Source organism: Paraburkholderia phytofirmans OLGA172, assembly GCF_001634365.1.
In the GTDB taxonomy this organism is placed as follows: Bacteria; Pseudomonadota; Gammaproteobacteria; order Burkholderiales; family Burkholderiaceae; genus Paraburkholderia.
The window spans coordinates 2,049,098-2,072,440 of sequence record NZ_CP014578.1 but is presented as its reverse complement, the minus strand read 5'-3'; the positions used below and the strand labels follow the sequence as shown (position 1 = coordinate 2,072,440).

Sequence of the window (23,343 nt, the reverse complement as noted above, 5' to 3'; positions counted from 1 at the left end):
ACTTCGCCACCATGCTACGGTCGGAAGTAGCCGCACGACATGCGGCATAGGGCCACCGCGACTATCCGATATCGCGCTGCCTGCTGCGGCACAAGGGTTGGACGATAACGCCGCATGCTGCGCGGCGCGATGTCTTACCCGCGGTTTCTGTTTCTAGTAAACCCCAGCCTCCCCCACAGGCCGATTCTTGAACCGCTTATGCACCCAATAATATTGATCAGGAATCCGTCGCACTTGCGTCTCGAGAAACTCAGTAATCCGTCGTGCGTCGACAGTCACATCATCCGAAGGAAAATCGCTTAGTGCGTCAAAAATAGTCAGCTTATAGCCGCGGTAATCCGGCAAGACCTCAGTCACAAACGGCACCACGCGCGCATTCCCCGCGCGCGCCATCCGCGACACGGACGTCAGCGTGCAAGCCGGCACGCCGAAAAACGGCACAAACACCGAATCCCGCAGCCCAAAGTCCATATCGGCAGCCAGCATGACCGGCTTGCCCTCGCGCAGGACGCGCAACGCGCGCCGCACGCTATCGCTGCGCGGAATCATCTCCGTGCCGAAGCGCCCGCGCTGCCGCCTGGCCATCGCGTCGAGCAAGAGGTTTGACATCGGCGTGTACAGCGACGCAACCGGGTGCCGCGTCGAATACATCATGCAGCCCGCCTCGATACCGACAAAATGGAAGCCGACAAAAATCGTCGGCTGGCCTTGCATGTCGCCGAGGTCGATTGCACTCTCCACTTCGACGAGGCGCGCCAGCGACTGCGCATTGCCGAACCATTGCGGGCCGCGCTCGACATAACTGCGGATCACATGACAGAAATGCGCGCGCGCGAGACGTTCGCGCGCCTCGTCGCTCATGTCGGGGAAACACAGTTTCAGATTGGTATGCACGACGCGCCGGCGCGCACCAGGAATCCGGTACAGCAACGCACCGATGCCGGTGCCGATGCGCGCGACGACGCCATAGGGCAGGAAAGCAAACGCGCGCAGCAAACCTGTCATCAGACAGATGAGTATTCGACTTTTCAAGAGGCAACGGCCCGGTGGATGCTGGATGACAAACACACCGGCCGCGGCAACCTGACAGTTACCCACGAGCGAAGTGGCATGCGCGCGCGTCAAACAGGTCTCACGCGGTGCGACTTTTGAAAATGAACGCCTCGCTCGCGGCGAGACGCAGCAGTGCTGGGGGCCGAACCCGCTTAGGAATCGAGCGTCCTCGGGCGTCCGTATGTGACCCAATATAAAAGCACGGCAGGCCTGATTACAACACACTGCGGAGGGCGGGCACAAAATCTGCTCAGAGGGCTCGCCCGAGTTGCGCCAGAAAATCTACGGGACATCAAGGCTTGTTCGACTCGAACAGATCCATGATCTGCTTCTTTTCATTCGACGAGACGCTCGGCGGCGGCACCGCCGGAGGCGTCATACCCGCCGGCCCCACGCCACCGACCGCGTCGCTCACACCAGCGGTGGGATTCGCCGAATCGAGACCGATACTGGCCACGAAACCATTGCCCGGCGTCATGTCCGTGTAGAACAATTCGCCGTCGACCGAGGTCACACCGTCGGGCTGCGCCGGCTCGCCTTCCGGCACGCCGCGCAGCGCGCGCTGCATGTACTCGACCCAGATCGGCAACGCGAGCTGTGCACCGAACTCGCGGCTGCCGAGGCTCTTCGGCTGGTCGTAACCCATCCACGCCACCGCCACCAGCGATTGCTGATAACCGGCGAACCAGCCGTCCTTTGCGTCGTTGGTGGTACCCGTCTTGCCCTGCAAATCCGAACGATGCAGCACGTTGGTGCCCGCGCCCGTGCCGGCCGTGGCCACCGAATGCAGCAGGCTGTTCATGACGTAGGCGTTACGCGGTTCGAGCGTGCGCGGCGCATCGCGGCCGGCGGTCAGCGGCTGCGCTTTCGAGAGCGGCTCGCCGCGCGCATCCGTCACCTCGCTGATCAGATACGGATTGATGCGGTAGCCGCCGTTCGCGAACACCGAGTATGCGCCCGCCGATTGCAACGGCGTGACGAGGCCCGCACCGAGCGCCATCGGCAGATACGGCGGGGTCTTGTCGGCGTCGAAACCAAAACGCTGCGTAACAAAATCTTGCGCGTACCTGGTGCCGATGAACGACAAGATGCGGATCGACACCAGGTTCTTCGACTTCTCCAGCGCGAGACGCATCGGCATCGGACCGTCCGGCTGGTCGTCGTCCTTCGGCTCCCATGCGTCGCCGCCCGGCGTGCTCGGCGGGAAGTACAGCGGCGCGTCATTGATGATCGTGGCCGGTCCGAGCCCCTTGTCGAGCGCCGCCGAATAGATGAACGGCTTGAAGCTCGAGCCCGGCTGGCGCCACGCCTGCGTGATGTGGTTGAACTTGTTCTTGTTGAAGTCGAAGCCGCCCACCAATGCGCGAATCGCGCCGTCCTGCGGCGTGAGCGAAACCAGCGCGCCTTCCACTTGCGGAAGCTGGGTGATCTGCCAGTTGCCGTTGTCGTCGGCGACGAGGCGCACGATCGAGCCCGGCTTGATCTTCGCGGCAGCCGCCGCGCGTGCGGAGAGCGCGCCCGCTGCAAAACGCAGGCCGTCACCGCTGATCGTCACTTCGGTGCCGTCGACCAGTTGCGCTTTCACCTGTTTCGGATTCGCGTCCGTCACCACGGCGGCGATGAGTTCGACGTTGTCGGGGTGATCGGTAAGTGCGTCGTCGATGGTCTGATCGCGGTCGTCGCCCGGTGCGGGCAGTTGCACGAAGCCTTCCGGTCCGCGGTAGCCGTGGCGCCGTTCGTAATCCATCACGCCCTTGCGCACCGCGCGATAGGCGGCGTCCTGATCGGCGGAATCGATCGTGGTGGTGACGTTCAGGCCGCGCGTATAGATTTCGTCCTTGTACTGCGCGTACATCATCTGGCGAACCATTTCGGCGATGTACTCGGCATGCACGTTGTATTCGTTGCCGGGATTCTTCGTGTGAATCTCTTCCTTGACGGCCTGGTCGTACTGATCCTGGCTGATGTATTTCAGCTCGAGCATGCGCTTCAGAATGTATTCCTGACGGATCTTCGCGCGCTTCGGATTGACCACCGGGTTATATGCGGACGGCGCCTTCGGCAAACCCGCCAGCATCGCGGCTTCAGCCAACGTGATGTCTTTCAGATCCTTGCCGAAATACACGCGCGCGGCCGCGGCAAACCCGTACGAGCGCTCGCCCAGATAAATCTGGTTCATGTAGACCTCGAGGATCTGATCCTTGGTCAGCGCGCGCTCGATCTTGTACGCCAGCATCATTTCGTAAATCTTGCGCGTATAGGTCTTCTCGCTCGAGAGGAAGAAGTTGCGCGCGACCTGCATCGTGATCGTGCTCGCGCCCTGAGAGGCGCCCCCATGCGTCAGGTCGGAAACACCCGCACGCAAAATGCCGACGAAGTCGACGCCGCCGTGCTCGTAGAAGCGATAGTCTTCGATCGCGAGCACCGCCTTCTTCATTTGATCCGGAATGTCCTGGAAGCGCACGATGCTGCGCCGTTCTTCGCCGAACTCGCCGATCAGCACGTGATCCGCGGTGTACACCCGCAACGGCACTTTCGGGCGATAGTCGGTCAGTGCATCGAGCGACGGCAGTTGCGGCCCCATCACCACGAGCGCGTAACCGACGATCAGCGCACCCACCACGGCGATAGTCGCCAGCAGACTGACAAACCAGAGGGTGATGCTCGCACCGATCGAACGGCGGCCGGCCTCAGCGTCGCGCGAAGCAGCGTTGCGTCCTGGAGTTCGGTGGTGGGAATCCCGGTCGTCGCCAGCCGGAGAATTGGAAGAATGCGGTCGTTTGATGATTGGCATGACTGGAATAGTGGGCGTGTCACTGAACGCATGAGGCGCAAAACACCGCGCGGCCCTACGCCCCCCGGGCGGCCGCACGGCACGCCTGAGGCATCGTCCGGCGCAACGTAACAGCGCATTTTAAAGAAATCAAGCGTCGTCCAAGATAGTTTTTTTGTAAGAATTCCCTTCGCGCGGCGTCTCGACAGTAGATCGCGGCAGTCAGACCAGCGCCCGGCGCCGCCGGCCAGGGTTATCAACAGAAAATGTTGAAAGGCCTGTGGACAAGCCTGCCGCAAACGCTACAACTCATTGATGTCACGGGATTTTCATGTTGCGCCCGTTCCGCATCGGTGCAACTCGTCATATGATGGACTCGTCGCGCGAGTCGTCACCGGCGCGCGCGGCGGCGAACGCCAAATACACGCCTTGACCCGCCAATGCCAACAAACAAGTGTGCGAGCCGACCATGAACAAGCCCAGCGAACGCATCGTCGTATTTGTCACGACCGCGCAAAAACGCGCGATCGCCGCCACCGCCGAAAACCTGGGCATTAGCGTCAGCGAATTGATGCGGCGCGCGGTGTTGAGCTTCGGCGCCACCAGCGAGCAGGTAAAGGCGGCCAGTATCGTCGACCGGTTGCGTGCGCCGCGCGCGCCGGACGCGCTCGACGCGGCGCTGCAGCGTGTCGCGCGCGGCACCCGCCATGCACGGGCAGCGCTCCCGCCGGCCTTGCAAACCCACGGTGACAGCGAATCCGCTGCACCAGCGGAAAGCGCGGCCGCCTCGCATGCGGATGAATTGTTGGGCACACCCGCGGGCGCAAGCCCAGCACCATTGCTGCCGGCCGGTGTATTGGCCGCCCTGACCGCCACCGCAGAGGAAATAGAAGCCGCTGCGGCAGCCGAAGCCGTGGCGCGTGTCGCCGCTGCCAAAGCGGCGTCCATTGCCGACTCCGCGCAGAAACCGGACGGCGTGGACGCGCCGTTGCGCAACGTGCTCAAGCGCCCGCGCCTCGACGCCACGCGGGACGATGACGATCCGCAAAGCGATCCAAGCACGGAAGGCGGCCGCTTCGCCTGAATTCGTCGCCTGAATTGGAAGTTGCCCGGGCGAGCAGACCCGCCTCGCGCGAATCGACGCGGTAGTGCCAAAACGCACGCACGCCGCTCACACGCTACGCCTCGTCCCATCCGCGACATCCGCGACATCCGCCATGCGGACACTCGCCGTGCGGATGTGTGCCGCACGGACACCCGCCATGCGCAAAGTTTGGCGATTGTGTCATCGCGCCCTTTAAGTCGGTTTTAAGAGAACACGTGGTGTAATATCCGGGCGGCTGAATGAGCCGCCACATGCTTTAACCGCTGAGGCTGTTTGCAATCCGGTTTCAAAACGTAAATTTAAAGCGCCACTATTGCAATTGACAAGTGTGCCCCGAACTCCGGTCCGAACGTTGCGCCGCTTCACGCGCAGCAGCGTAAACTAGCGTTCGAAGGCAGTTAAAGCGCGTGGGACTATTCAGCGCCGATTTCATTCATTGGAGGTTTTCATGTCGCTTTTTGACAGCATTTCGCGCACGCTTAAAGGTCTACTGAACGACGCAGCCGATTCCGTGCAAGACCCGTCGCGCGATTCGCGCCAGATCGTGCGTGAACTCGACGAGAGCATCGCTAAAGCCGAGAACTCGCTGATCGAGATTCAGGCGCAAGTCGCCACGCAGCAAAGCAAGCGCGATGTTGCCGCCGACAAGGCAAAGAAATACGAAGACGGCGCGAAACGCGCGCTGCAATCCGGCGACGAAGCGCTCGCGCGCGAAGCCCTCGGCGCACAAGCCACAGCCGAAGCCGAGCGCGATGCATTGGCGAAGGAACTGACCACGCTCGAGCCGTCGGTTGCGCAGTTGAAAAGCCAGATCGACGACATGCGTGCCCGTCGCAACGACCTGAACGCGCGCTCGAACATTCTGCAAGCCAAGCAGCAGATCGCTCAGGCCAAAGATGTTGCAGCCACCGCGTTGGGCGGTATCGGCGGCAAGAATCTGTCCGAAGATTTCCAGAGGCTGGAAGATAAGGTTGCGTTGTCGAATGCCCGTTCCGACGCGCGCCTGAATTCGGCCGACGTGAAGAGCGGCAAGGCACTCGACGACAAGCTCGCGGATCTGAACCGCGGCCCGTCCGTTGAGGATCGTCTCGAAGCGTTGAAGAAGCAGATCAACACGCAGGCTCAGTAATTGCACCGGCAGTGCATACCGGCTGCCATGACTGGCGCAGCCGGAATGCCGGCCACCGGAATGCCGGCCACCGGAATGCCGGCCACCGGAATGCCGACTACCGGAGCGCCGGTCGCCGGAACGCCGGCCGCCGGAATCGACTGAAGGAGACGGGTGCATCGCACCCGGTCCGTAAATGAAAAAATTTCTCGCTAGCGCGTTCGCCTCACTGCTGTTCGTATCGGCCGCGGCGTTCGCTGTGCCGACGGCGCAGCAGATCGAATCCGCCATGTCGCAAGGCAACTGGCAGCAGGCCGATGCCGGTTTGAGCGAAGTGCTGCAGGCGCATCCGAACAATGCGCACGCGCACTATCTGTACAGCCAGGTGCTCGATCGCGAAGGCCGTTATGCCGACGCCCTCGCCCAGGTGCAACAGGCCAAGACGCTCGACCCGCAAATCCGCTTCACCGACCCGAGCCGTTTCGCGCAAACCGAAGCACGTATCCGCAAGGACGCGGAACGTGCCGGCGGCAACACCACAAGCCGCGCGGCCAACCCGTTCGTGCAGCAGAATTCGCCGGCAATGCAGCAGCAGTCGGCAATGGTGCCGCAAACGCCGCAACGGCATGGTCCTGGCATCGGCATGTGGGTCGGCATCATTCTCCTGTTTGGCGTGATCGCGCTGGTGTTGCGCTGGACACTGCGCCGCGCCCGCTCGCAAGACGATTCGCGTGCCGACGACGATCGTCGCGTGCAGCTCAAGCGCGCGACCGAGATGCTCAACGCCGTGCGCTCATTGAAGCTCGATGTAAAGCTCTCCACCGCGCAAGGTCATGAAGCACTGGAGAAAGAAGTCGAATCGACCGAAGACCAGTTGCGCGGTCTCGTCGAAACGCTGTCGAACAGCAAGAATCCGGTGCCGCCGTATCAGCTCGACGAACTGGAGCAGCGCATCGGCAGCCTGCGCGCCCGCGCCGAGGGACGGCCCGATCCGTATGCCACGCCGGCCGCCGGCACGCAGCAGTCGCCGTATGCGCAGGAGGCCGAGCGTTTCGGCAACCCGCCGCAAGCGCCCTATCCGCAGCAGGGACTGTATCAGCAGCAGCCGCAGGTCATCGTGCAACAAGGTGGCGGCGGTTTCGGCGGCGGCATGGGCGGTCTGCTGACCGGCGTGCTGCTTGGCGAGGCGCTGAATTCCGGGCGTGAGCGCGTCGTGGAGCGCGACGTGATTGTCGATGACGAAACGCGTCGCCGCGGCGGCGACGGCGGCAATGGCGGCGGCCTCGACTTCGGCCAGGGCTCGAACGATTGGAGCGACAACAACGGCGGTGGCGTCGACATGGGGAGTAACGACGATTCCGGCGGCTGGAGCGATACCTGAGAAACACAGCGCTGGCTGAGATGCAGTCGATCAAACGCTGACCCATCAAGCTGCAATGAAAACAGGCTCCTGCGCGGAGCCTGTTTTTTTACCGCGATTCCCCTTCCCTTTGCCTTTGCCTTTAGGCCCTCGCTGACGCGGACGCCCTCACCGGCTCATGTTGCGCAAGCAGCACCGACCCCGCGAACAGCCGGACGATGAAACGCTCCGCATACGCGACCAGTGCCTCCCGGCGCACGGCATCCGCGTCGATATACTCCGCCGACAGATGAAACAGCTGCAGCACAATCTGCGTGCAGACTTCGTCGACGGTTGCGCGGGCAAGCGTTGGCATCAGCTCCAGTTGCACGACGTCGTCCGCCATTTCCGCCGACACCTCGTGGAGGTTCGCCCGCACCGCTTCACGCAGCGCCCGCGAGGTGCCGTGATACTCGGCCAGCGCGCTCAGAAACGCCTCGCGATTCTCCAATGCAAACGCAAAGAACGCCACACACGCGCGACGCGGCACGCTCTGCGGCTCGTCGTGCGCGGCCAGCCAGCGCTCGCGCCGCAGCATCGGCCGCAAGCGGCGGCTCACCGATTCGACCGCCTCGCGCGCCAGGTCGTCGAGCGTGTCGAAATGACGGTAGAACGTGTTGGGATTCAGCCCCGCCTCGCGCGCCAGTTCGCGCAAGCCCAGGCTTGCAAAGCTGCGCCCGCCCGCGGTCAGACGCAACGCGGCTTCGATCAGTTTGCGCTTGCCGGGCGGGAGGTCCTGCCCGGCAACAGCGCCATGGCCGGCGGTGGACGCCGCTTCAGGTACGGGGTTCATGAGATTTCAGCCTGAGCGCGGCTCGCGCGTTTAACAGTCGTACTCTAAACGATCTTGACGCGAAGTGTACAGTTGTCTACCCTGCGCGTTATGCTGGTGTAGACATATGTAGACACCCGGATTTTTGGCTATCGCCCCTCGCCGCCGAGTACCGCGGCATTGAACGCCAATGAGAGAGCGCCCACCAGGATGAGGCTCGATGCCCAGACTGCATCCAGATTGAACCAGCTCCGCGACACGAACTTCAACCCCAGGTAGCGGTAGACCAACCAGGCGAAGACTCCGCCGACCACGATCATCGCGGTGGCATGGACGCCGGAGACAAGCAGCGCCATGCCCAGATTCGCGTCGATCAGGGTCCGCGCGGCCTGATGCCCTCGTTCCATGTCGTAGGACCGGCAAAGGCCGAGGTAGATCGGTACCAGCATCAATCCTGCGCCGTGCGCGATGGCAACGGCGAAGGACCAAAGCGCGAGCCGCGACGGTGGGATCCGCGCGAGTACCCGCGGATGGCGCCGCCAGATCAGAAGGAAGGCACCAAAGCCGATGACCAGCACACTCGCGCCGATCTGGATCTCGCGCTGCCAGGCGAGCAGGATCGCCAGCATGGCGAAGGGCACCATCACCACGAACATGGCCAACACGTGTCCCGCCGCGAGATATAAGAGTGCGGAGAACAGCGCCCGTGCACGCCGGTCCATCAGCCCGCTCGAAACGGCAAGCGGCCAGCCCATTGCCGGGTTGAGCCCGTGATAGAGACCGCTCGCCACGACGGCTAACCAAAGGCCGGTCTGCGGCCAGCCGCCCCCAATCAAATCCCCACCGACGGGTAGCAGAACGAATCGGTCGAGCAGTCACCGCCTTCGAGCCGGATCTGGTGAGCCCGGTATCCATCGGGAAAGGCGACCCAGTAGTCGTCGGCCAGCGCAAGGCCGCCGCCAGGTTCAGCCCGGCCCATGACCTGAGCCGCGGGCACACCGTCCGGGTAGAACTGGTTGTCCCACGTCGAGTAGAGCGAGTTGGTCCAGTAGACCCGCTTCCCATCGCGGCTGATCTCGACCATCTGCGGACCACCCGCAAAGGCATTACCGTTCGGATGCGGCGTGCGCCGCACGATCCCGCCGATGTGGACCGATCCCGTGAGCTTCGGTTTGCGGGGTTCCGTTACGTCGTACTGGCGCATCTCGCCGGTTCCCCAACAGGCGACGTACAGGAATTTGTCGTCGATGGAGAGATCGATATCGGTGACGAGCGGCGGCACCGCGCCGAATCCCTGAAGCAACGGCGGAAGCAGTTCCGTGGCTGCGGGCTCGGGCGGAATGGTCGCGGTCTTCTCGATGTGGAACGTTCCGCCCTCCCGCCACCAGGTCCAGATCGACCCTTCAAGGTTCGTCGTGTCGACCACCACGCCGATGAAGCCGTACTCCCGGCCGGGATCGTGCGCAGGCCGCACTTCGAGCGCCATCTGGTGGTTCGCGCCGAGGTCGATCGTCTGCACGTTGCGCCTCGCCCGCAGATCCCAGAAGTGGATGCGGTGCCCGTACCTGTTCGACAGAAGATCTTCCGGGACGATCCCGTTCTCGAATTGCGGCGGCAACGCCCACTCGCTCGACACCATGTAGTCGCGCGGCAGGTTCCACCAGAAATCGTAATGTTTCTCCTGCAACCCGCGGTCGATCTCCCAGCGGCCGAGGACATCGAAAGTCTGGCAGTCCATGATGAAGATGCCCGGGGGGCCGTCTGTGCCATCCCTACCGCCGCCACCGAGCGTGCTGACATAGATGCCTTCAGGCCCGCAATGGACCGTGTGCGGACGCGAGTAGCCGGTTTTGCGGAAGATTTCCTCTGGTTCGATGATTTTGTGGATTCGCGCCTGGGTCGGATGGGGCTTGGTATCCACGATGTAGATGCGCGAGGAGCGCATCCCCGGAATGATCAGATAGCGCCGTTCGAGGAACGCGTGACCGGTCAGTGGCGACAGTGACGATGAGCAGGCATTCCATCCGAAGTGGTGAAATTCGTCCCCCTTGTTGGGCACCGGCACCGTGTGAACCACCTGGCTGTAGGTCGGCGATCCGGGCTTCACGTCGATGACGGCGAGCGCGTCGGGCTGCGAGAAATCGGGGCTGAGTAACAGCGTGTAGGCGAAGTCTTCCGCTGGCGCATCCATTGCGAGCTTCGGCGATGCGTGGAACGTAGGATCTGGGCGCATTCCCATGACGGGACTCTCCTTGGCTATGGGGTTCGGAGCGCAGGACGTCCAAATATTCATTAACCTTATCGGGCGCTGTTTTCAGATTAGGAATTCTCGTCAGTTTGTCAACGTTGCAAGTGAGGGGGGTGCCGCTTACGGCGCGCCAGGAGACCGAAGGGGTGCAAGTCAAGCAAGACTAATCTGTCTGCGGAAACCGCGCACGCGACTGATTGGGTATAAGGTTTGATGGTTTTTCTTGCGGCAAAAAACCTACACCGCCATCACAGCCCTCTTCCTCTCGGCCCGCTGCATAAAATAGTTAGCCAAAACAACCCCAACGGTCACAACGCCAATAAACAAAGTAGCCAACGCATTCATCTCCGGATTCAATCCAAGCCGAACACGGGAGAAAACAACCAGCGGCAACGTCGTCGACCCAGGCCCCGACAGAAACGCCGACAAAACCAGATCGTCGATAGACAAAGTAAACGACAACAACCACCCAGAAACCAGAGCCTGCGAAATCAACGGCAACGTAATAAAGAAAAACACCTTAAGCGGCGTCGCCCCAAGATCAAGCGCAGCTTCCTCCAGAGAAGGATTCAACTCCTTCACACGCGACTGGACGATGATGGCCACATATGAAATACACAACATCACGTGCCCGATCCAGATCGTGAAAATGCCACGCCCGGCAGGCCATCCCAACCATTTGGCCATTTCGATGAACAGCAGCAGCAGTGAGATCCCCTGAATCACCTCGGGAATCACCAGCGGCGCATTGATCATCCCGGTGTAGAGCGTAAAACCACGAAACCGCCCCATGCGGGCCAGAACAAACCCAGCCCACGTACCGATGATCACCGAAGCAAACGCCGTCAGCAACGCCACCCGCAACGACAACCACGCAGCCGCGATCAACTCGTCGTCCTGCAACAATGCCGCATACCAGCGCGTAGAAAACCGCGTCCACACCGTGACCAGTTGCGATTCGTTGAACGAATACACAATCAGACTCACGATCGGAATGTAGAGAAACAGAAACCCGATCCCCAACGCAATGAACTGAAAAATCCGGTTCGGCTTCATCAGCGCCTTTCCTCCATCGCCTTCGCCTGCGCGTACTGGAAAAACGCCATCGGCACCAATAACAACAACACCATTGCGCACGTCACGGCAGACGCCATCGGCCAATCGGCATTGTCGAAGAACTCATTCCACATCACGCGCCCAATCATCAGCGTGTTCGCGCCACCCAGCAATTCCGGAATCACATACTCGCCTACCGCTGGAATGAACACCAGCAAACAACCGGCAAGGATGCCGTTCTTCGACAGCGGCAAGGTGATCTGCCAGAACGCTCGCCACGGCTTCGCGCCGAGATCGTAGGCGGCTTCCAGCAGCGTCATGTCCATCTTCACCAGATGTGCATACAGCGGCATGACGAGGAATGGCAGGTACGAATACACCATGCCGATATAAACCGCGGTGTTCGTGTGATACAGCTCGATCGGCGTGTGGATCAGCCCGACCGACATCAGAAAGTTGTTCAGCAAGCCATTATTCTTCAGGATGCCGATCCATGCATACACGCGAATCAGAAACGACGTCCAGAACGGCAGCATCACCGCCATCATCAGCAGATTGCGGCTTGCCGGATTCGATCGCGCAATGTAGTACGCCATCGGATAACCGATCAGCAAACACAGCAACGTGGAGATCGCCGCGACCACCACAGAATTCACATAGGTCGCGAAATACAGGCTGTCAGTCAGCAGAAACGCATAGTGCGACAGGTCTAGCGCGACGTGAATCACACCATCCGCATACGCGGTGAGTTCCGTATAGGGCGGGATGCCGAGCTGCAAATCGGCAAAGCTGATCTTCACGACCAGCAGGAACGGCACAAGGAAAAACAGCAGCAGCCAGATGAATGGCCCAGCCACCACCGCGGTGCGGCCGGTCAGATTGAAACGGCGCACCGGCCACGACGCCAGAGAACTGATCGCGCGCTTCATGACGTCAGCACCACGCCGGCCGATGCGCTCCAGCGCACATACACCTCGTCGCCCCAGGTGGGCGGGTCGATCTCTGTCAAGGCAAGGCTCGTCACGTTGGCGATCACCGTTTTGCCGGCGTCGAGCTTGACGTGATACAGCGAATAGCCCCCCATGTACGCGACATTCGTCACGACGCCCTTGCCCCAGTTGTACGCGCCTTCGGGCGGCTTGCGCGTGAGCGCGATGCGCTCGGGCCGCACGGAGATCGTCACCGGCATGCCGAGCGGCCCGGTGATGCCGTGGCTCACGTAGAGGCGGACTGGCAGGTCGGGGGTTTCGATGAACACGTGATCGGGTTCGTCTTCGACGACGTTGCCATCGAACAGATTGGTCGACCCAATGAACTCGGCCGAAAAACGGCAATTCGGATATTCGTAGACTTCATGCGGCGTGCCGAGCTGGATGATCTCGCCTTCGCTCATCACGGCAAGACGGTCCGCCATCGTCATCGCCTCTTCCTGGTCGTGCGTCACCATCATGCAGGTCACGCCGACCCTGTCGAGAATATTGACCAGTTCGATCTGCGTGCGCTGACGGATCTGTTTGTCGAGCGCGGACATCGGCTCGTCGAGCAACAACAGCTTCGGCCGCTTGACGAGCGAGCGCGCGAGCGCCACGCGCTGCTGCTGGCCGCCGGAGAGCTGATGCGGCTTGCGCTTCGCAAAGCGGCCCATCTGCACGAGATCGAGCGCGCTCTGCACACGGTCTTTCAGTTCGGATTTCGGCACGCCTTCCTGCTTCAGGCCGAAGGCGACGTTGGCCTCGACCGTCATGTGCGGAAACAGTGCGTACGACTGGAACATCATGTTGACCGGCCGGCGATAAGGCGGCAATTGCGCAAGGTCTTCGCCGTCGATCAGGATCTTGCCCGACGTGATCGATTCGAGGCCGGCCAGCATGCGCAACAAGGTCGATTTGCCACAGCCGGAACTGCCGAGCAGCGCGAATAGCTCGCCCTTTTTCACCGACAGGTTGACCCCTTTGACCGCTGCGGTCTCGCCGAACTTCTTCACGATGTCGACGATCTGGACGAAATTCTCTGCGGCATCGCCCGCTTCGGCGTTCAGCCCGGGGAACGGTGCGGCGGCCCCTGCCAGCGCGCCCGACTGGTCACTACTCATCACAATGCTTTACTCCGGCGTTTGACGAACAAAGCCCCCGGTGGACACCGAGGGCTTCATGATGATACTTACCCGTTCACTCTGGCCGCGGATCAGCGGCCGGACTTGAACTCAGTCCACAGCCGCGTTTGCAGCCGCTGGATTTCCGGCGGCAGCGGCTTCAACAGGAACAGCGTCTTGATGACTTCAGGCGACGGGTACACGGCCGGGTCGTTCGCCACGTCCTTGTCCACGTACTTGCGCGCTTCGAGGTTCGTGCTCGGGTAGTAGACGGCATTGGTGATCGCGGCGTGGACCTGCGGTGTTTCGATGTAGTTGATCCACTCGAGCGCGGCTTCCTTGTTCTTCGCGTCCTTCGGAATCGCCATCACGTCGAACCACACCGGGGCGCCGCCCTTCGGAACGTAGTATTCGATCTTGTAGGCCTTCTTCGCCTCGATCGCGCGATGCTTGGCGATCACGACGTCGCCCGACCAGCCGTACGCGAAGCACACGTCGCCGCCGACCAGATCATTGATGTAGCCCGACGAGTTGAACTGCGTGATGTACGGACGGATCTTCTTCATCATCGCGAGCGCGGCGCGGTAGTCGGCCGGATTCGTGCTCATCGGATCCTTGCCGATGTAGTGCAGCGCGGCGGCGAACATCTGGTCCGGGGCATCGAGCACGGACACGCCGCATGCTTTCAGCTTCGAAATGTTTTCCGGCTTGAAGAGGACGTCCCAGCTGTCGAGCGGCACGTTCTTGCCGAGGATCTGCTGCGCTTTGGTGACGTTGTAGCCGAGGCCGGTCGTGCCGTATGCCCAGGGTACCGTGAACTTGTTGCCCGGATCGGCGCCGGCCACGAGGGCCATCAGCGACGGGTCGAGGTATTTGAGGTTCGGCAGCTTCGATTTGTCGAGCGGCGCGAAGATGCCGGCGGCAATCTGCTTGCCGGCGTAATTGCTGGTCGGCACGACGATGTCATAGCCCGAATTGCCGGTGAGAAGCTTGGCTTGCAGCGTGTCGTCGCTGTCGTAGTTGTCGTATTTGACCTGGACGCCAGTCTGCTTGGTGAAGTTCGGAATGGTGTCCTTGGCAATGTAATCGGACCAGTTATACACGTTCAGCTGCGTATCTTTCGCAGCGGCCGTCAACCACGGTGTTGCACACAAGACGAGCGCCGCCACCTGCACCACTACCCGTTTTTTCATTCCGTTCTCCAATCCTGACCGGCCCGAACCGGACGTCTTCGCCCACGCCGCGTCACACCGCACGCGGCTCCCCTGAAAAACTCGAAAACTACCATTAATTATTGCGCGCACCAAAAAAAATGCTGAGCTGTCGCGCAAACGGTACAGCGTAAGCCGCGCCGCCACAAAATCGGCGCAATTTTAGCGGGTTATTGGCGTGTGTCTACCTGAAAAAACACCAGTGGCAGCCTCGGTGTTATCTCGTTGTCAAGTTACGGCGGCCTCGCCGAAGCCGGTTCGCTGCGGGCCCGTCGCGTGCGGGTGAGTGCAGTCTCAATGAAGCGGCTTTGTAAGCATTCTCGAAGCGGGGCGAACGCGGCAGTGGATGCTGCCGACCGTGCATGCATCTGAGCCACGGCGAGTGCGACGCCGAGGCGCGATCGCCGCATCGGCTAACATAGCGGAACTCCGCTTCTCCGCCCCAAGGTTTCCGATGGCTTCGAATCTCCACGCTCTCCCCGACAGCCCGTGTATCGGCGTTTGTTCCACGCTTTTCGACGAAATCTGCAAAGGCTGCGGCCGCACCGCCACCGAAGTGTCCAACTGGGTGTTCCTGAGCGACGAGGAAAAGCGCGCCGTATGGATACGTATCGAACAGGACGGCACGGCCATGCGTTTCAGGAACGACAAGCTGTAGTCTCCTCGCGCCGCGGCCGGCCGCATCGGCCCTCCTGTCGGCAAACTCGTCTCTCGATTGGGATTGAGATTGCAATAAAAAACGCCGGAAATTCCGGCGTTTTTGCATGGCGCGAGCGGCTTCTCAAGCGCGGCAATCAGAACCGCATACCGACACCCAGACCAACCACCACCGGATCGATACTTAGCCGGCCGAGCGACTGACCGCCGAGTGTTGCGTCGGTATGCATCCAGATCTTCTTGATGTCCGCGTTGACGAACAGCGATTTGGTCACCTGCACATCCACGCCGGCCTGCAATGCGGGGCCAAAGCTGTGGTTGGTGATCGAGATCGGCTGACCACCTGCGTTCAGGCCGTTGTTATAGAACAACGTGTAGTTCAGACCCGCACCGACGTACGGACGGATACGCCCAGCGTGGTTGAAGTGATATTGCAGCAGCAGCGTGGGCGGTAACACGTTCACGCCACCGAGATTGCCGAGGTTCGACGTCAACTGATGGCGCGACGTGCCGAGAATCAGCTCGACGCCGAGATAATCGCGGATCATGTAGGTCAGATCCAGCTCCGGCACGATGGCATTGTTGACGCCCACGTTGAGCGCCGACAGCGACTGGTTGGTCTCCACGTTCGGCATGATGCTGATTGCGCGCAGACGCACCAATATGTCGCCGGCATGGATGCCGTTCAACTGGTCGCCGCCGGCAGCTTGCGCCTGCGGAGCCAGCGCAGCCGCGCCTAGCAGGCACGACGCGACGGCGGCGGTCTTGATTGTGTTCCTGATCGAGTGCTTCATGTGCTTCCCCGAGTGTTTGTTGGCGTGCGGGGATTGTCGAAGGTCTCGCCAGGCTTCACGTTGACCCGTATCAACCCAGCGAGAACGCCCATCGCCCTGCGGCAGAGGGTCGCGTCGCACCGGTCAGCAGGAGTTCGATCAGATCGCGATGATGCTGACGCAGGTCGGTACTCGCGATGGTGCCGAGTGCGCCCTCGCGGGCAACGCTGCCCGCCAGCCGGTGAGCTGAGATGCCGACGCCCATACCGCCTTGCACGATCGGAAGCAGCTTTTGAGTCCGGCTGCTCGATGCTGGTCACTTCACGGTGAGATTTATGGTTCTTCCGTCGAGACGCTCGCGGGTCTGCGGATCCGTGGATCTGCTGCACGTATAGATAAACTGGAACCGGTGCACAAGTCGCGCACGATGAAAAAAGCCCGCTTCGAAGAAGCGGGCTTTGCCTGAAGCTACACCGTGCAACGAGCAGCGCTTACTGCACGCCCTGGCTCAACAGGAAGTCTTCGTAGTTGCCGCCGAAGTCGTTCAGCGTGCCATCGGTCTTCACTTCGATGATCCGGTTCGCGAGGCCGCTCACGAACTCACGGTCGTGCGACACAAAAATCAGTGTGCCTTCGTACTTATCGAGCGCGATTTGCAGCGATTCGATCGATTCCATGTCCATGTGGTTGGTCGGCTCGTCCATCAGCATCACGTTGTGGCGGCCCAGCATCAGCTTGCCCCAGATCATGCGGCCCTTCTCGCCACCGGAGAGTACCTTGACCGACTTGCGGATGTCGTCGGCATTGAACAGCAGACGGCCGAGCGTGCCGCGCACCATCTGCTCGTCGTCGCCTTCCTGGCGGTAGCCATCGATCCAGTCCATCAGCGTGACGTCGTCCGGGAATTCCTCGTACGTATCCTGCGGCATGTAACCGACGTTCGCATTTTCAGCCCACTTCACCGCGCCATGATCCAGCGTGATTCTGCCGAGCAGCGAGCGCAGCAGCGTGGTCTTACCCGCGCCGTTCTCGCCGATGATCGCGATCCGCTCGCCCGGCTGCACGCTAATGCTGAAATCGTTGAAGATCGAGCGGTCGTACTTCTTCGAGATCTTGTCCGCCACCACGGCGATGTTGTGCAGCTTCTTCTCGTACTCGAAGCGGATGAACGGATTCTGCCGCGACGACGGCTTGAATTCCTCGATCTTGATCTTGTCGATCATCTTCAGACGGCTGGTAGCCTGACGCGCCTTCGACTTGTTCGCCGAGAAGCGGCGCACGAAGTCCTGCAGATCGGCGACGCGCTCCTTCGCCTTGGCGTTGGCATTCTGCTGACGCTCGCGCGCCTGCGTGCTGGCCAGCATGTAGTCGTCGTAATTGCCGGGATAGACCTTCAGCGTGCCGAAGTCCATGTCGGCCATGTGCGTGCAGACCTGGTTCAGAAAGTGACGATCGTGCGAGATGATGATCATCGTCGAGTTGTACTGGTTGAGCACGTCTTCCAGCCAACGGATCGAGTTGATGTCCAGGTTGTTGGTCGGCTCGTCCAGCAGCAGCACGTCCGGCTTCGAGAACAGCGCCTGCGCGAGCAGCACGCGCAGTTTCCAGCCCGGCGCGACGTTGCTCATCGGGCCGTTGTGGTCTTCGATCGCGATGCCGATGCCGAGCAGCAGCTCGCCCGCGCGCGCTTCGGCGGTGTAGCCGTCGTACTCGGCGAACTTCGCTTCGAGTTCGGCGGCGTGCATGTAGTCGTCGTCGGTGGCGTCCGGGTTCGCGTAGATCGCGTCGCGCTCGGTCATGGCGGCCCACATTTCCGTGTGGCCCATCATCACGACGTCGAGCACACGCACGTCTTCGTAGGCGAATTGATCCTGGCGCAGCTTGCCGAGGCGGATGTTCGGTTCGAGCATCACGTTGCCGGAGCTCGGTTCCAGATCGCTGCCCAGGATCTTCATGAAGGTGGACTTGCCGCAGCCGTTCGCACCGATCAGGCCATACCGGTTCCCTTCCCCGAATTTGACCGAGATGTTCTCGAAGAGGGGCTTTGGCCCGAATTGCATGGTGATATTGGCGGTAGACAGCACGGCGCGTCCTTTAATGTGATATCGGCGAACAACCCAATATTTTAGCAGGTTATCGAGGCTTCAACCCGCGCGTACGCTGTGCTCGCGCGTTTCGACGCCCTGTTCGCGTCGCGTTCGCGCCTCCCGCGTGCCTTCTAGCCGCCGCGCGCCGTCTGCAAAACGTCGATGAAAGCCGACAGATCGGCCTCCCCAAGCCCCATCGCCGCGCCGAGTCGCAACAGTTGCTGGACCGTCGACGAAACCGGCATCGGCGTGCCGGTCTCGTACGCCGTCGCGGCGACCGTGTCGATGTCTTTCTGGAACGTGCGGAATGCGCCAATCGGCGCGAGGCCGCTTTGCGTCATGCGCGGCACGAAAATCTGCAGCAACACCGAATCGGCCCAGCCGCCGGCAAGGCCTTCCGTCAGTCTGGAGGCGTCGATACCGCTGCGCTGCGCAAGGCTCACCGCCTCGGCGATCGCCGCCAGGGTTGCGGTGACGATGGTCTGATTGCAGAGCTTGGTGGTTTGCCCCGCGCCGACCTCGCCCATGCGCGTGACACGAGCTGAATACGCGCCGAGGAGTGGCGTGACTGCCTCGACGTCCGCCGCGGCGCCGCCCGCCATGATCGCCAGCGTGCCCGCCGTCGCGCCCGCTACGCCGCCTGATACGGGCGCGTCAATCCAGCCGACGTTTGCTGTGCCTGTGCCTGTGCCTGTGCCTGTGCCTGTGCCTGTGCCTGTGCCTGTGCCTGTGCCTGTGCCTGTGCCTGTGCCTGTGCCTGTGCCCGCAGATTCTCGCTCTCGTCCACCCTCACCCGTTGCAGCAATCGGGCCTTCCGCCGCAACTGCAGCCACCGCCGCCGCGCGCTGCGCGAACGCGCGTGTCGCGGCCGGCGGAATGCTCGAGTGATCGACGATCCAGCGCACGCGCCTCGGCGCAGCGGCATCCACGCTCAGCAGCCCCTCCGCACCGAACACCGTTTCCTCAACCGCCGCCGCATCCGCGACGCACAGCAGCACCGCCTCGCACCGCGAGGCCAGCTCGCGTGGCGTATCGACCACCTTGGCGCCGTCCGCCAGCAGCGCTTCCGCCTTGGCCCGCGTGCGATTCCAGACATGCACGGTATGCCCCGCACGCAGCAGATGCCGGATCATCGGCGCGCCCATCAGACCGGGACCGCAAAAACCAATTTCCACTTTCGAGCCTCGTCAGGTTTCAAGTTGAGTCGCGCGGACATCATAACGGCCTCGCCTCGCCGCGGCATATCGGGCACGCGATGTGCGGGATGACTCGCTCACGTGCGAGACGTAGGGGACGTCAACGGCGATCCATTGCCTATACTTTTTTTGCACACCAACGAAGGTCAAAGGAGGAAGTTCATGTCAGAACACGTCTACAAACAAATCGAACTGACCGGCTCATCGACCAAATCGATCGACGACGCAATCAGCACGGCGATTACAAAAGCGTCGAAGACGCTGCACAATTTGCACTGGTTCGAAGTGACGGAAACGCGGGGCCAGATCGAAAACGACAAGGTCGCCTACTGGCAGGTGACTATCAAGGTCGGCCTGCGCATCGACTAACGCTTTGCCTGAAACATCGTCAACACATAATCTGAAGCAAAAAAGAAAGCTGCGTCCGTGGTGGACGCAGCGCCTTAAAGCAGCGGTTGCTGAGACCGCAGCCTGGTCGATCGCGACCCGGTCACTCGCGACCCGGTCATTTGTGAACCGGTCATTTGTGAACCGGTCATTTGCGATCCGACCAACAGCTGCTAAATCCGCTCGCGATAACCGCAAAAGCCGGCTTACTTCGGCAGCGAGCCGTCCACGCCTTCCACGTACCAGTTCAGGCGTTGCAGTTCCGAATCGGCGAGCGTCTTGCCTGCCGGCACCTTCACCGCGCCGGACTGATCCTTGATCGGGCCGGTAAACACGTCCCACTTGCCGCCGGCCAGTTCATCGCGCTTCGCCGCGACCTGCTTCTGCGCGTCAGCCGGAATCGCCGACGTGTTCAGGTCTTCAAGATTGACGGCCTTCTGCGGAATGCCCCACCACACCGGGTCGTTCTTCCACTTGCCATCCAGCACCTGCTGAATAGCCGCGTTGTAATACACGCCCCAGTGCGCGACCACCGAACCGAGGTGCGCCTCAGGACCGAACTTCTTCATGTCCGAATCCCAGCCAAACGCATGCACGTGCTTTTCCGATGCGGTCGCGAGTGTCGCGCTCGAATCGGTGTTTTGCAGCAGCACGTCGGCGCCCTGGCCGATCAGCGTTTCGGCAGCCTGCTTTTCCTTGCCCGGATCGAACCAGCTGTTGATCCAGATGACCTTGGTGTGAATCTTCGGATTCACCGAACGCGCGCCGAGCGTGTACGCGTTGATGTTGCGGATCACTTCAGGAATCGGCACCGATGCGACGAAGCCGAGCGTGTTGGTCTTCGTCACATAGCCCGCGGCAACGCCGGCCAGGTACGCTCCCTGGTACATGCGCACGTCATAGGTGCCGAAGTTCGGCGCCTTCTTGTAGCCGGTTGCGTGCAGGAACACCGTATCAGGGAAGTCCTTCGCGACCTTCAGCTCGAAGTCCTGATAGCCGAAGCTCGAACCGATGATGATCTTGTTGCCCTTGTTCGCCAGATCGCGGAACACACGTTCCGAGTCGGCCGATTCCGGCACGTTCTCGATGCGGGTGATCTTGATCTTGTTGCCGAACTTCGCTTCGACTTCCTTCGAACCCTGATCGTGCGCGAAGGTCCAGCCGGCATCGCCCGGATTGCCGAGGTAGACGAACGCGACGCCCGGCGCATCGGCCGCCTGCGCGGTTTGGGCGAGCGGTGCCGCAAGCGCCAGCGCGGCCGCGCCCCAAGCGAAAGCGGTCAGCAGATTTCTTCTCTTCATGTTTTCTCCTGTCGTGTTTGTCAATTGATTTGAAACGTGTGGCCGGTCATATGAAACGGCAAGCGTGTCAACCCGCCGAGAAAAACGGCTTGCCCAGCGACGCGGGTGCGTTCAGACGAATCGTATTCGGGTTGCGCGAAATCAGTACGAGCACGACGACGGTCGCGACGTATGGCAGCATCGCGAGAAACTGCGTCGGCACCGGCACGCCGATGGCCTGCGCGTAGAACTGCAGGCCGGTAACGGCGCCGAACAGCAGCGCGCCAATCAGCAAACGCCCAGGACGCCAGGTCGCGAACACCACCAGCGCAAGCGCGATCCAGCCGCGGCCCGACGTGAGCTGCTCCTGCCACAGGTGCAGGTTGACGATCGAGTAATAACCGCCTGCGAGCCCCGCCATGCCGCCGCCGAAGGCCACCGCGCCGTAACGCACGCCGACCACCGGAAAGCCGACCGAATGCGCCACTTGCGGCGATTCGCCGACCGAGCGCAGCACGAGGCCCGCACGCGTGCGGTACAGGAACCACCAGATCACCGCGAACATCAGGAACGCGAGGTAATCGAGCGGCGTGAGGCTGAAGAGCGCGGGCCCGAGCACAGGAATCTTCGAGAGACCTGGAATGGTCCACGTGTCGATCGTGGCGCGCACCGCCGCCGACGTATACGGCTTGCCGACATAGGCCGACAAGCCAATGCCGAAGATTGTCAGCGACAGGCCGGTGGCGACCTGGTTGGCGAGCATGGTCAGCGTGAGGAACGCGAACAGCAGCGACATCGCGAGACCCGCGCCGATCGCGGCGACCACGCCGAGCCACGGGTTGCCGGTAATGGCGGTGACCGCGTAGCCGCTCACGGCGCCCATCAGCATCATGCCTTCTACGCCGAGGTTGAGAACGCCCGACTTCTCGGCGACGAGTTCGCCTGCGCCCGCGAACATCAGCGGGATTGCGGCGGTGACGGCGCTCGAGGTGAGCGCGCTGGCTTGTTGAATATCCATGGAGATCCGGCGGGAAAATCAGTGGGCTTGCGCGGCGCCGGAGCGCCGGCGCACGCGATAGTTCACGAACAGGTCGGCACCCAGCAGGCAGAACAGCAGCAGCCCCTGGAACACGCCGGAGAGCGCCTGCGGCAATTGCATCGAGGTCTGCACCGCTTCGCCGCCGAGGTACAGCAGCGCCATCAGCAAGCTCGCAAGCACGATGCCGACCGGATGCAGCCGCCCCACGAACACGACGATGATCGCGGTGAAGCCGTAGCCCGGCGACCACGTTGCCTGCAACTGGCCGATCGGACCGGCGATCTCGCCCATCCCGGCGAGGCCCGCCAGACCGCCGCTGATCAGAAGCGACGTCCAGATGGTTTTCTTGTCGGAGAAACCGGCGTAGCGCGCGGCGAGCGGCGCGAGACCGCCGACGTTCATCCGGTAGCCCGCGAAGCTCTTGCGCATGAACAGCCACACGCACGGAATCGCGATCAGCGTGATGAACACCGACGCGTTCAGCCGCGTGCCGCGCAGCCATTTCCAGTGCCAGTCGCCGGAAAAGGTCGGGTACAGCGCATCGCCGCCGAACATCTCCGAGAGCGGGAAGTTCATGCCCTGCGGATCGCGCCACGGGCCGCTCACCAGATAGATCAGCAACTGCGTGGCCACATACGTGAGCATCAGGCTCACGAGAATCTCGTTGGTGTTGAAACGGCTTTTCAGGAGCGCGGGAATCGCGGCCCACGCCATGCCGCCGAGCACGCCGGCGATCATCATGGTCGGCAGAATCCACCAGCCGGTGGCCTGATCGAAATAGATCGCGACGCCGCTGGCGGCGATGCCGCCGAGCAGCATCTGCCCTTCAGCGCCGATGTTCCAGACGTTGGCGCGATAGCCGATCGCGAGACCGAGGCCGATCAGGCACAGCGGCGACGCTTTCAGCAGCAGCTCGGACCAGCCGTTCACGCTGGACAGCGGTTCGATGAAAAACGCGTGCATGGCTTCGAGCGGATCACGGCCGACCAGGCTGAAGATCAGGAAGCCGATCACGAGCGTGAGCAACGCGGCGATCAGCGGCACGGCAAGCTGCATCGTGCGCGAGGGCGTTGTGCGTGCTTCGAGTCGATATGGAAGAATCATGGG

General features: G+C 61.8%; 20 protein-coding genes and 1 pseudogene. 5 read left to right on the top strand and 16 right to left on the bottom strand.

Annotation, left to right across the window (positions count from 1 at the left end; all coding sequences use genetic code 11):
- Positions 1-153 precede the first annotated feature (153 nt).
- Together AYM40_RS08890 and AYM40_RS08885 are read right to left on the bottom strand one after the other, a co-directional pair.
- Entirely contained in the window at positions 154-1,005 is an 852-nt protein-coding gene (locus tag AYM40_RS08890; RefSeq protein ID WP_236720926.1) for a lipid A biosynthesis lauroyl acyltransferase, read from the bottom strand.
- 340 nt (positions 1,006-1,345) lie between these two features.
- Positions 1,346-3,847 carry a penicillin-binding protein 1A gene (locus tag AYM40_RS08885; protein ID WP_063495898.1) on the bottom strand — a complete coding sequence of 834 codons (2,502 nt, stop codon included), beginning with the start codon at positions 3,845-3,847 and terminating at the stop codon, positions 1,346-1,348.
- Between the two features lie 448 nt (positions 3,848-4,295).
- Between AYM40_RS08885 and AYM40_RS08880 the strand changes: the two genes are divergently transcribed.
- The 3 genes from AYM40_RS08880 to AYM40_RS08870 all read left to right on the top strand — a co-directional run bounded on the left by AYM40_RS08880 (position 4,296) and on the right by AYM40_RS08870 (position 7,420).
- On the top strand, positions 4,296-4,910 hold the full coding sequence (locus AYM40_RS08880) for a hypothetical protein (protein WP_063495897.1): 615 nt from the start codon (positions 4,296-4,298) through the stop codon (positions 4,908-4,910).
- A 469-nt stretch (positions 4,911-5,379) separates the two neighbouring features.
- Positions 5,380-6,060, top strand: a complete 681-nt coding sequence (locus AYM40_RS08875) for a PspA/IM30 family protein (RefSeq protein WP_063495896.1) — start codon at positions 5,380-5,382, stop codon at positions 6,058-6,060.
- A gap of 175 nt (positions 6,061-6,235) precedes the next feature.
- On the top strand, positions 6,236-7,420 hold the full coding sequence (locus AYM40_RS08870) for a tetratricopeptide repeat protein (protein WP_063495895.1): 1,185 nt from the start codon (positions 6,236-6,238) through the stop codon (positions 7,418-7,420).
- Positions 7,421-7,541: 121 nt separating this feature from the next.
- Here AYM40_RS08870 and AYM40_RS08865 read toward each other — a convergent pair whose 3' ends face one another.
- From AYM40_RS08865 to AYM40_RS08835, 7 genes are all read right to left on the bottom strand, one after another.
- A complete protein-coding gene (locus tag AYM40_RS08865; RefSeq protein WP_063495894.1) occupies positions 7,542-8,231 on the bottom strand; it encodes a TetR family transcriptional regulator in 690 nt (229 codons plus the stop codon).
- Positions 8,232-8,359: 128 nt separating this feature from the next.
- Complete coding sequence (locus AYM40_RS08860) at positions 8,360-9,046, bottom strand: hypothetical protein (protein ID WP_063495893.1); 687 nt, start codon at positions 9,044-9,046, stop codon at positions 8,360-8,362.
- Entirely contained in the window at positions 9,043-10,449 is a 1,407-nt protein-coding gene (locus AYM40_RS08855) for a selenium-binding protein SBP56-related protein (RefSeq protein ID WP_063495892.1), read from the bottom strand. Before AYM40_RS08855 ends, AYM40_RS08860 begins: the two co-directional genes overlap by 4 nt.
- A 246-nt stretch (positions 10,450-10,695) precedes the next feature.
- Positions 10,696-11,514 carry an ABC transporter permease subunit gene (locus tag AYM40_RS08850; RefSeq protein ID WP_063495891.1) on the bottom strand — a complete coding sequence of 273 codons (819 nt, stop codon included), beginning with the start codon at positions 11,512-11,514 and terminating at the stop codon, positions 10,696-10,698.
- Complete coding sequence (locus AYM40_RS08845) at positions 11,514-12,443, bottom strand: ABC transporter permease subunit (protein WP_063495890.1); 930 nt, start codon at positions 12,441-12,443, stop codon at positions 11,514-11,516. Before AYM40_RS08845 ends, AYM40_RS08850 begins: the two co-directional genes overlap by 1 nt.
- Entirely contained in the window at positions 12,440-13,606 is a 1,167-nt protein-coding gene (locus tag AYM40_RS08840) for an ABC transporter ATP-binding protein (RefSeq protein ID WP_063495889.1), read from the bottom strand. The genes AYM40_RS08845 and AYM40_RS08840 overlap by 4 nt, the downstream gene beginning before the upstream one ends.
- Positions 13,607-13,698: 92 nt before the next feature.
- Positions 13,699-14,799: a polyamine ABC transporter substrate-binding protein gene (locus tag AYM40_RS08835; RefSeq protein WP_063495888.1), complete on the bottom strand. Its 1,101-nt coding sequence runs from the start codon at positions 14,797-14,799 to the stop codon at positions 13,699-13,701.
- 472 nt (positions 14,800-15,271) lie between these two features.
- On the opposite strand from AYM40_RS08835, the gene AYM40_RS08830 reads away from it, so the two are divergent.
- Positions 15,272-15,475 (top strand): DUF1289 domain-containing protein, encoded by a 204-nt coding sequence (locus AYM40_RS08830; protein ID WP_063495887.1) that lies wholly within the window; start codon positions 15,272-15,274, stop codon positions 15,473-15,475.
- Positions 15,476-15,611: 136 nt separating this feature from the next.
- Here AYM40_RS08830 and AYM40_RS08825 read toward each other — a convergent pair whose 3' ends face one another.
- The 4 genes and pseudogenes from AYM40_RS08825 to AYM40_RS08815 form a co-directional block, all read right to left on the bottom strand.
- On the bottom strand, positions 15,612-16,268 hold the full coding sequence (locus AYM40_RS08825) for an OmpW/AlkL family protein (RefSeq protein WP_063495886.1): 657 nt from the start codon (positions 16,266-16,268) through the stop codon (positions 15,612-15,614).
- A gap of 133 nt (positions 16,269-16,401) precedes the next feature.
- Positions 16,402-16,536, bottom strand: a pseudogene (locus AYM40_RS40115) (nitronate monooxygenase); the annotation flags it as partial.
- Between the two features lie 202 nt (positions 16,537-16,738).
- Positions 16,739-18,331 (bottom strand): ABC-F family ATPase, encoded by a 1,593-nt coding sequence (locus AYM40_RS08820; protein WP_063495885.1) that lies wholly within the window; start codon positions 18,329-18,331, stop codon positions 16,739-16,741.
- Between the two features lie 134 nt (positions 18,332-18,465).
- A complete protein-coding gene (locus tag AYM40_RS08815; RefSeq protein WP_236720943.1) occupies positions 18,466-19,479 on the bottom strand; it encodes an NAD(P)-dependent oxidoreductase in 1,014 nt (337 codons plus the stop codon).
- 213 nt (positions 19,480-19,692) lie between these two features.
- Between AYM40_RS08815 and AYM40_RS08810 the strand changes: the two genes are divergently transcribed.
- Complete coding sequence (locus AYM40_RS08810; RefSeq protein WP_063495883.1) at positions 19,693-19,899, top strand: dodecin; 207 nt, start codon at positions 19,693-19,695, stop codon at positions 19,897-19,899.
- Positions 19,900-20,123: 224 nt separating this feature from the next.
- Here the strand turns inward: AYM40_RS08810 and AYM40_RS08805 are convergent, their stop codons facing one another.
- The 3 genes from AYM40_RS08805 to AYM40_RS08795 form a co-directional block, all read right to left on the bottom strand.
- Entirely contained in the window at positions 20,124-21,218 is a 1,095-nt protein-coding gene (locus AYM40_RS08805) for a BMP family ABC transporter substrate-binding protein (protein WP_063495882.1), read from the bottom strand.
- A gap of 67 nt (positions 21,219-21,285) precedes the next feature.
- Positions 21,286-22,215: an ABC transporter permease gene (locus AYM40_RS08800; RefSeq protein ID WP_063495881.1), complete on the bottom strand. Its 930-nt coding sequence runs from the start codon at positions 22,213-22,215 to the stop codon at positions 21,286-21,288.
- Between the two features lie 18 nt (positions 22,216-22,233).
- The gene (locus tag AYM40_RS08795; RefSeq protein WP_063495880.1) at positions 22,234-23,340 is read right to left on the bottom strand and encodes an ABC transporter permease; all 1,107 of its coding nucleotides are present in this window, start codon (positions 23,338-23,340) and stop codon (positions 22,234-22,236) included.
- Between the last annotated feature and the right edge of the window lie 3 nt (positions 23,341-23,343).

Coding starts and splice junctions, on each gene's coding strand:
- AYM40_RS08890 (WP_236720926.1), bottom strand. CDS start 1,005: ATGACAGGTTTGCTGCGCGCGTTTGCTTTCCTGCCCTATGGCGTCGTC.
- AYM40_RS08885 (WP_063495898.1), bottom strand. CDS start 3,847: ATGCCAATCATCAAACGACCGCATTCTTCCAATTCTCCGGCTGGCGAC.
- AYM40_RS08880 (WP_063495897.1), top strand. CDS start 4,296: ATGAACAAGCCCAGCGAACGCATCGTCGTATTTGTCACGACCGCGCAA.
- AYM40_RS08875 (WP_063495896.1), top strand. CDS start 5,380: ATGTCGCTTTTTGACAGCATTTCGCGCACGCTTAAAGGTCTACTGAAC.
- AYM40_RS08870 (WP_063495895.1), top strand. CDS start 6,236: ATGAAAAAATTTCTCGCTAGCGCGTTCGCCTCACTGCTGTTCGTATCG.
- AYM40_RS08865 (WP_063495894.1), bottom strand. CDS start 8,231: ATGAACCCCGTACCTGAAGCGGCGTCCACCGCCGGCCATGGCGCTGTT.
- AYM40_RS08855 (WP_063495892.1), bottom strand. CDS start 10,449: ATGGGAATGCGCCCAGATCCTACGTTCCACGCATCGCCGAAGCTCGCA.
- AYM40_RS08850 (WP_063495891.1), bottom strand. CDS start 11,514: ATGAAGCCGAACCGGATTTTTCAGTTCATTGCGTTGGGGATCGGGTTT.
- AYM40_RS08845 (WP_063495890.1), bottom strand. CDS start 12,443: ATGAAGCGCGCGATCAGTTCTCTGGCGTCGTGGCCGGTGCGCCGTTTC.
- AYM40_RS08840 (WP_063495889.1), bottom strand. CDS start 13,606: ATGAGTAGTGACCAGTCGGGCGCGCTGGCAGGGGCCGCCGCACCGTTC.
- AYM40_RS08835 (WP_063495888.1), bottom strand. CDS start 14,799: ATGAAAAAACGGGTAGTGGTGCAGGTGGCGGCGCTCGTCTTGTGTGCA.
- AYM40_RS08830 (WP_063495887.1), top strand. CDS start 15,272: ATGGCTTCGAATCTCCACGCTCTCCCCGACAGCCCGTGTATCGGCGTT.
- AYM40_RS08825 (WP_063495886.1), bottom strand. CDS start 16,268: ATGAAGCACTCGATCAGGAACACAATCAAGACCGCCGCCGTCGCGTCG.
- AYM40_RS08815 (WP_236720943.1), bottom strand. CDS start 19,479: ATGGGCGCGCCGATGATCCGGCATCTGCTGCGTGCGGGGCATACCGTG.
- AYM40_RS08810 (WP_063495883.1), top strand. CDS start 19,693: ATGTCAGAACACGTCTACAAACAAATCGAACTGACCGGCTCATCGACC.
- AYM40_RS08805 (WP_063495882.1), bottom strand. CDS start 21,218: ATGAAGAGAAGAAATCTGCTGACCGCTTTCGCTTGGGGCGCGGCCGCG.
- AYM40_RS08800 (WP_063495881.1), bottom strand. CDS start 22,215: ATGGATATTCAACAAGCCAGCGCGCTCACCTCGAGCGCCGTCACCGCC.
- AYM40_RS08795 (WP_063495880.1), bottom strand. CDS start 23,340: ATGATTCTTCCATATCGACTCGAAGCACGCACAACGCCCTCGCGCACG.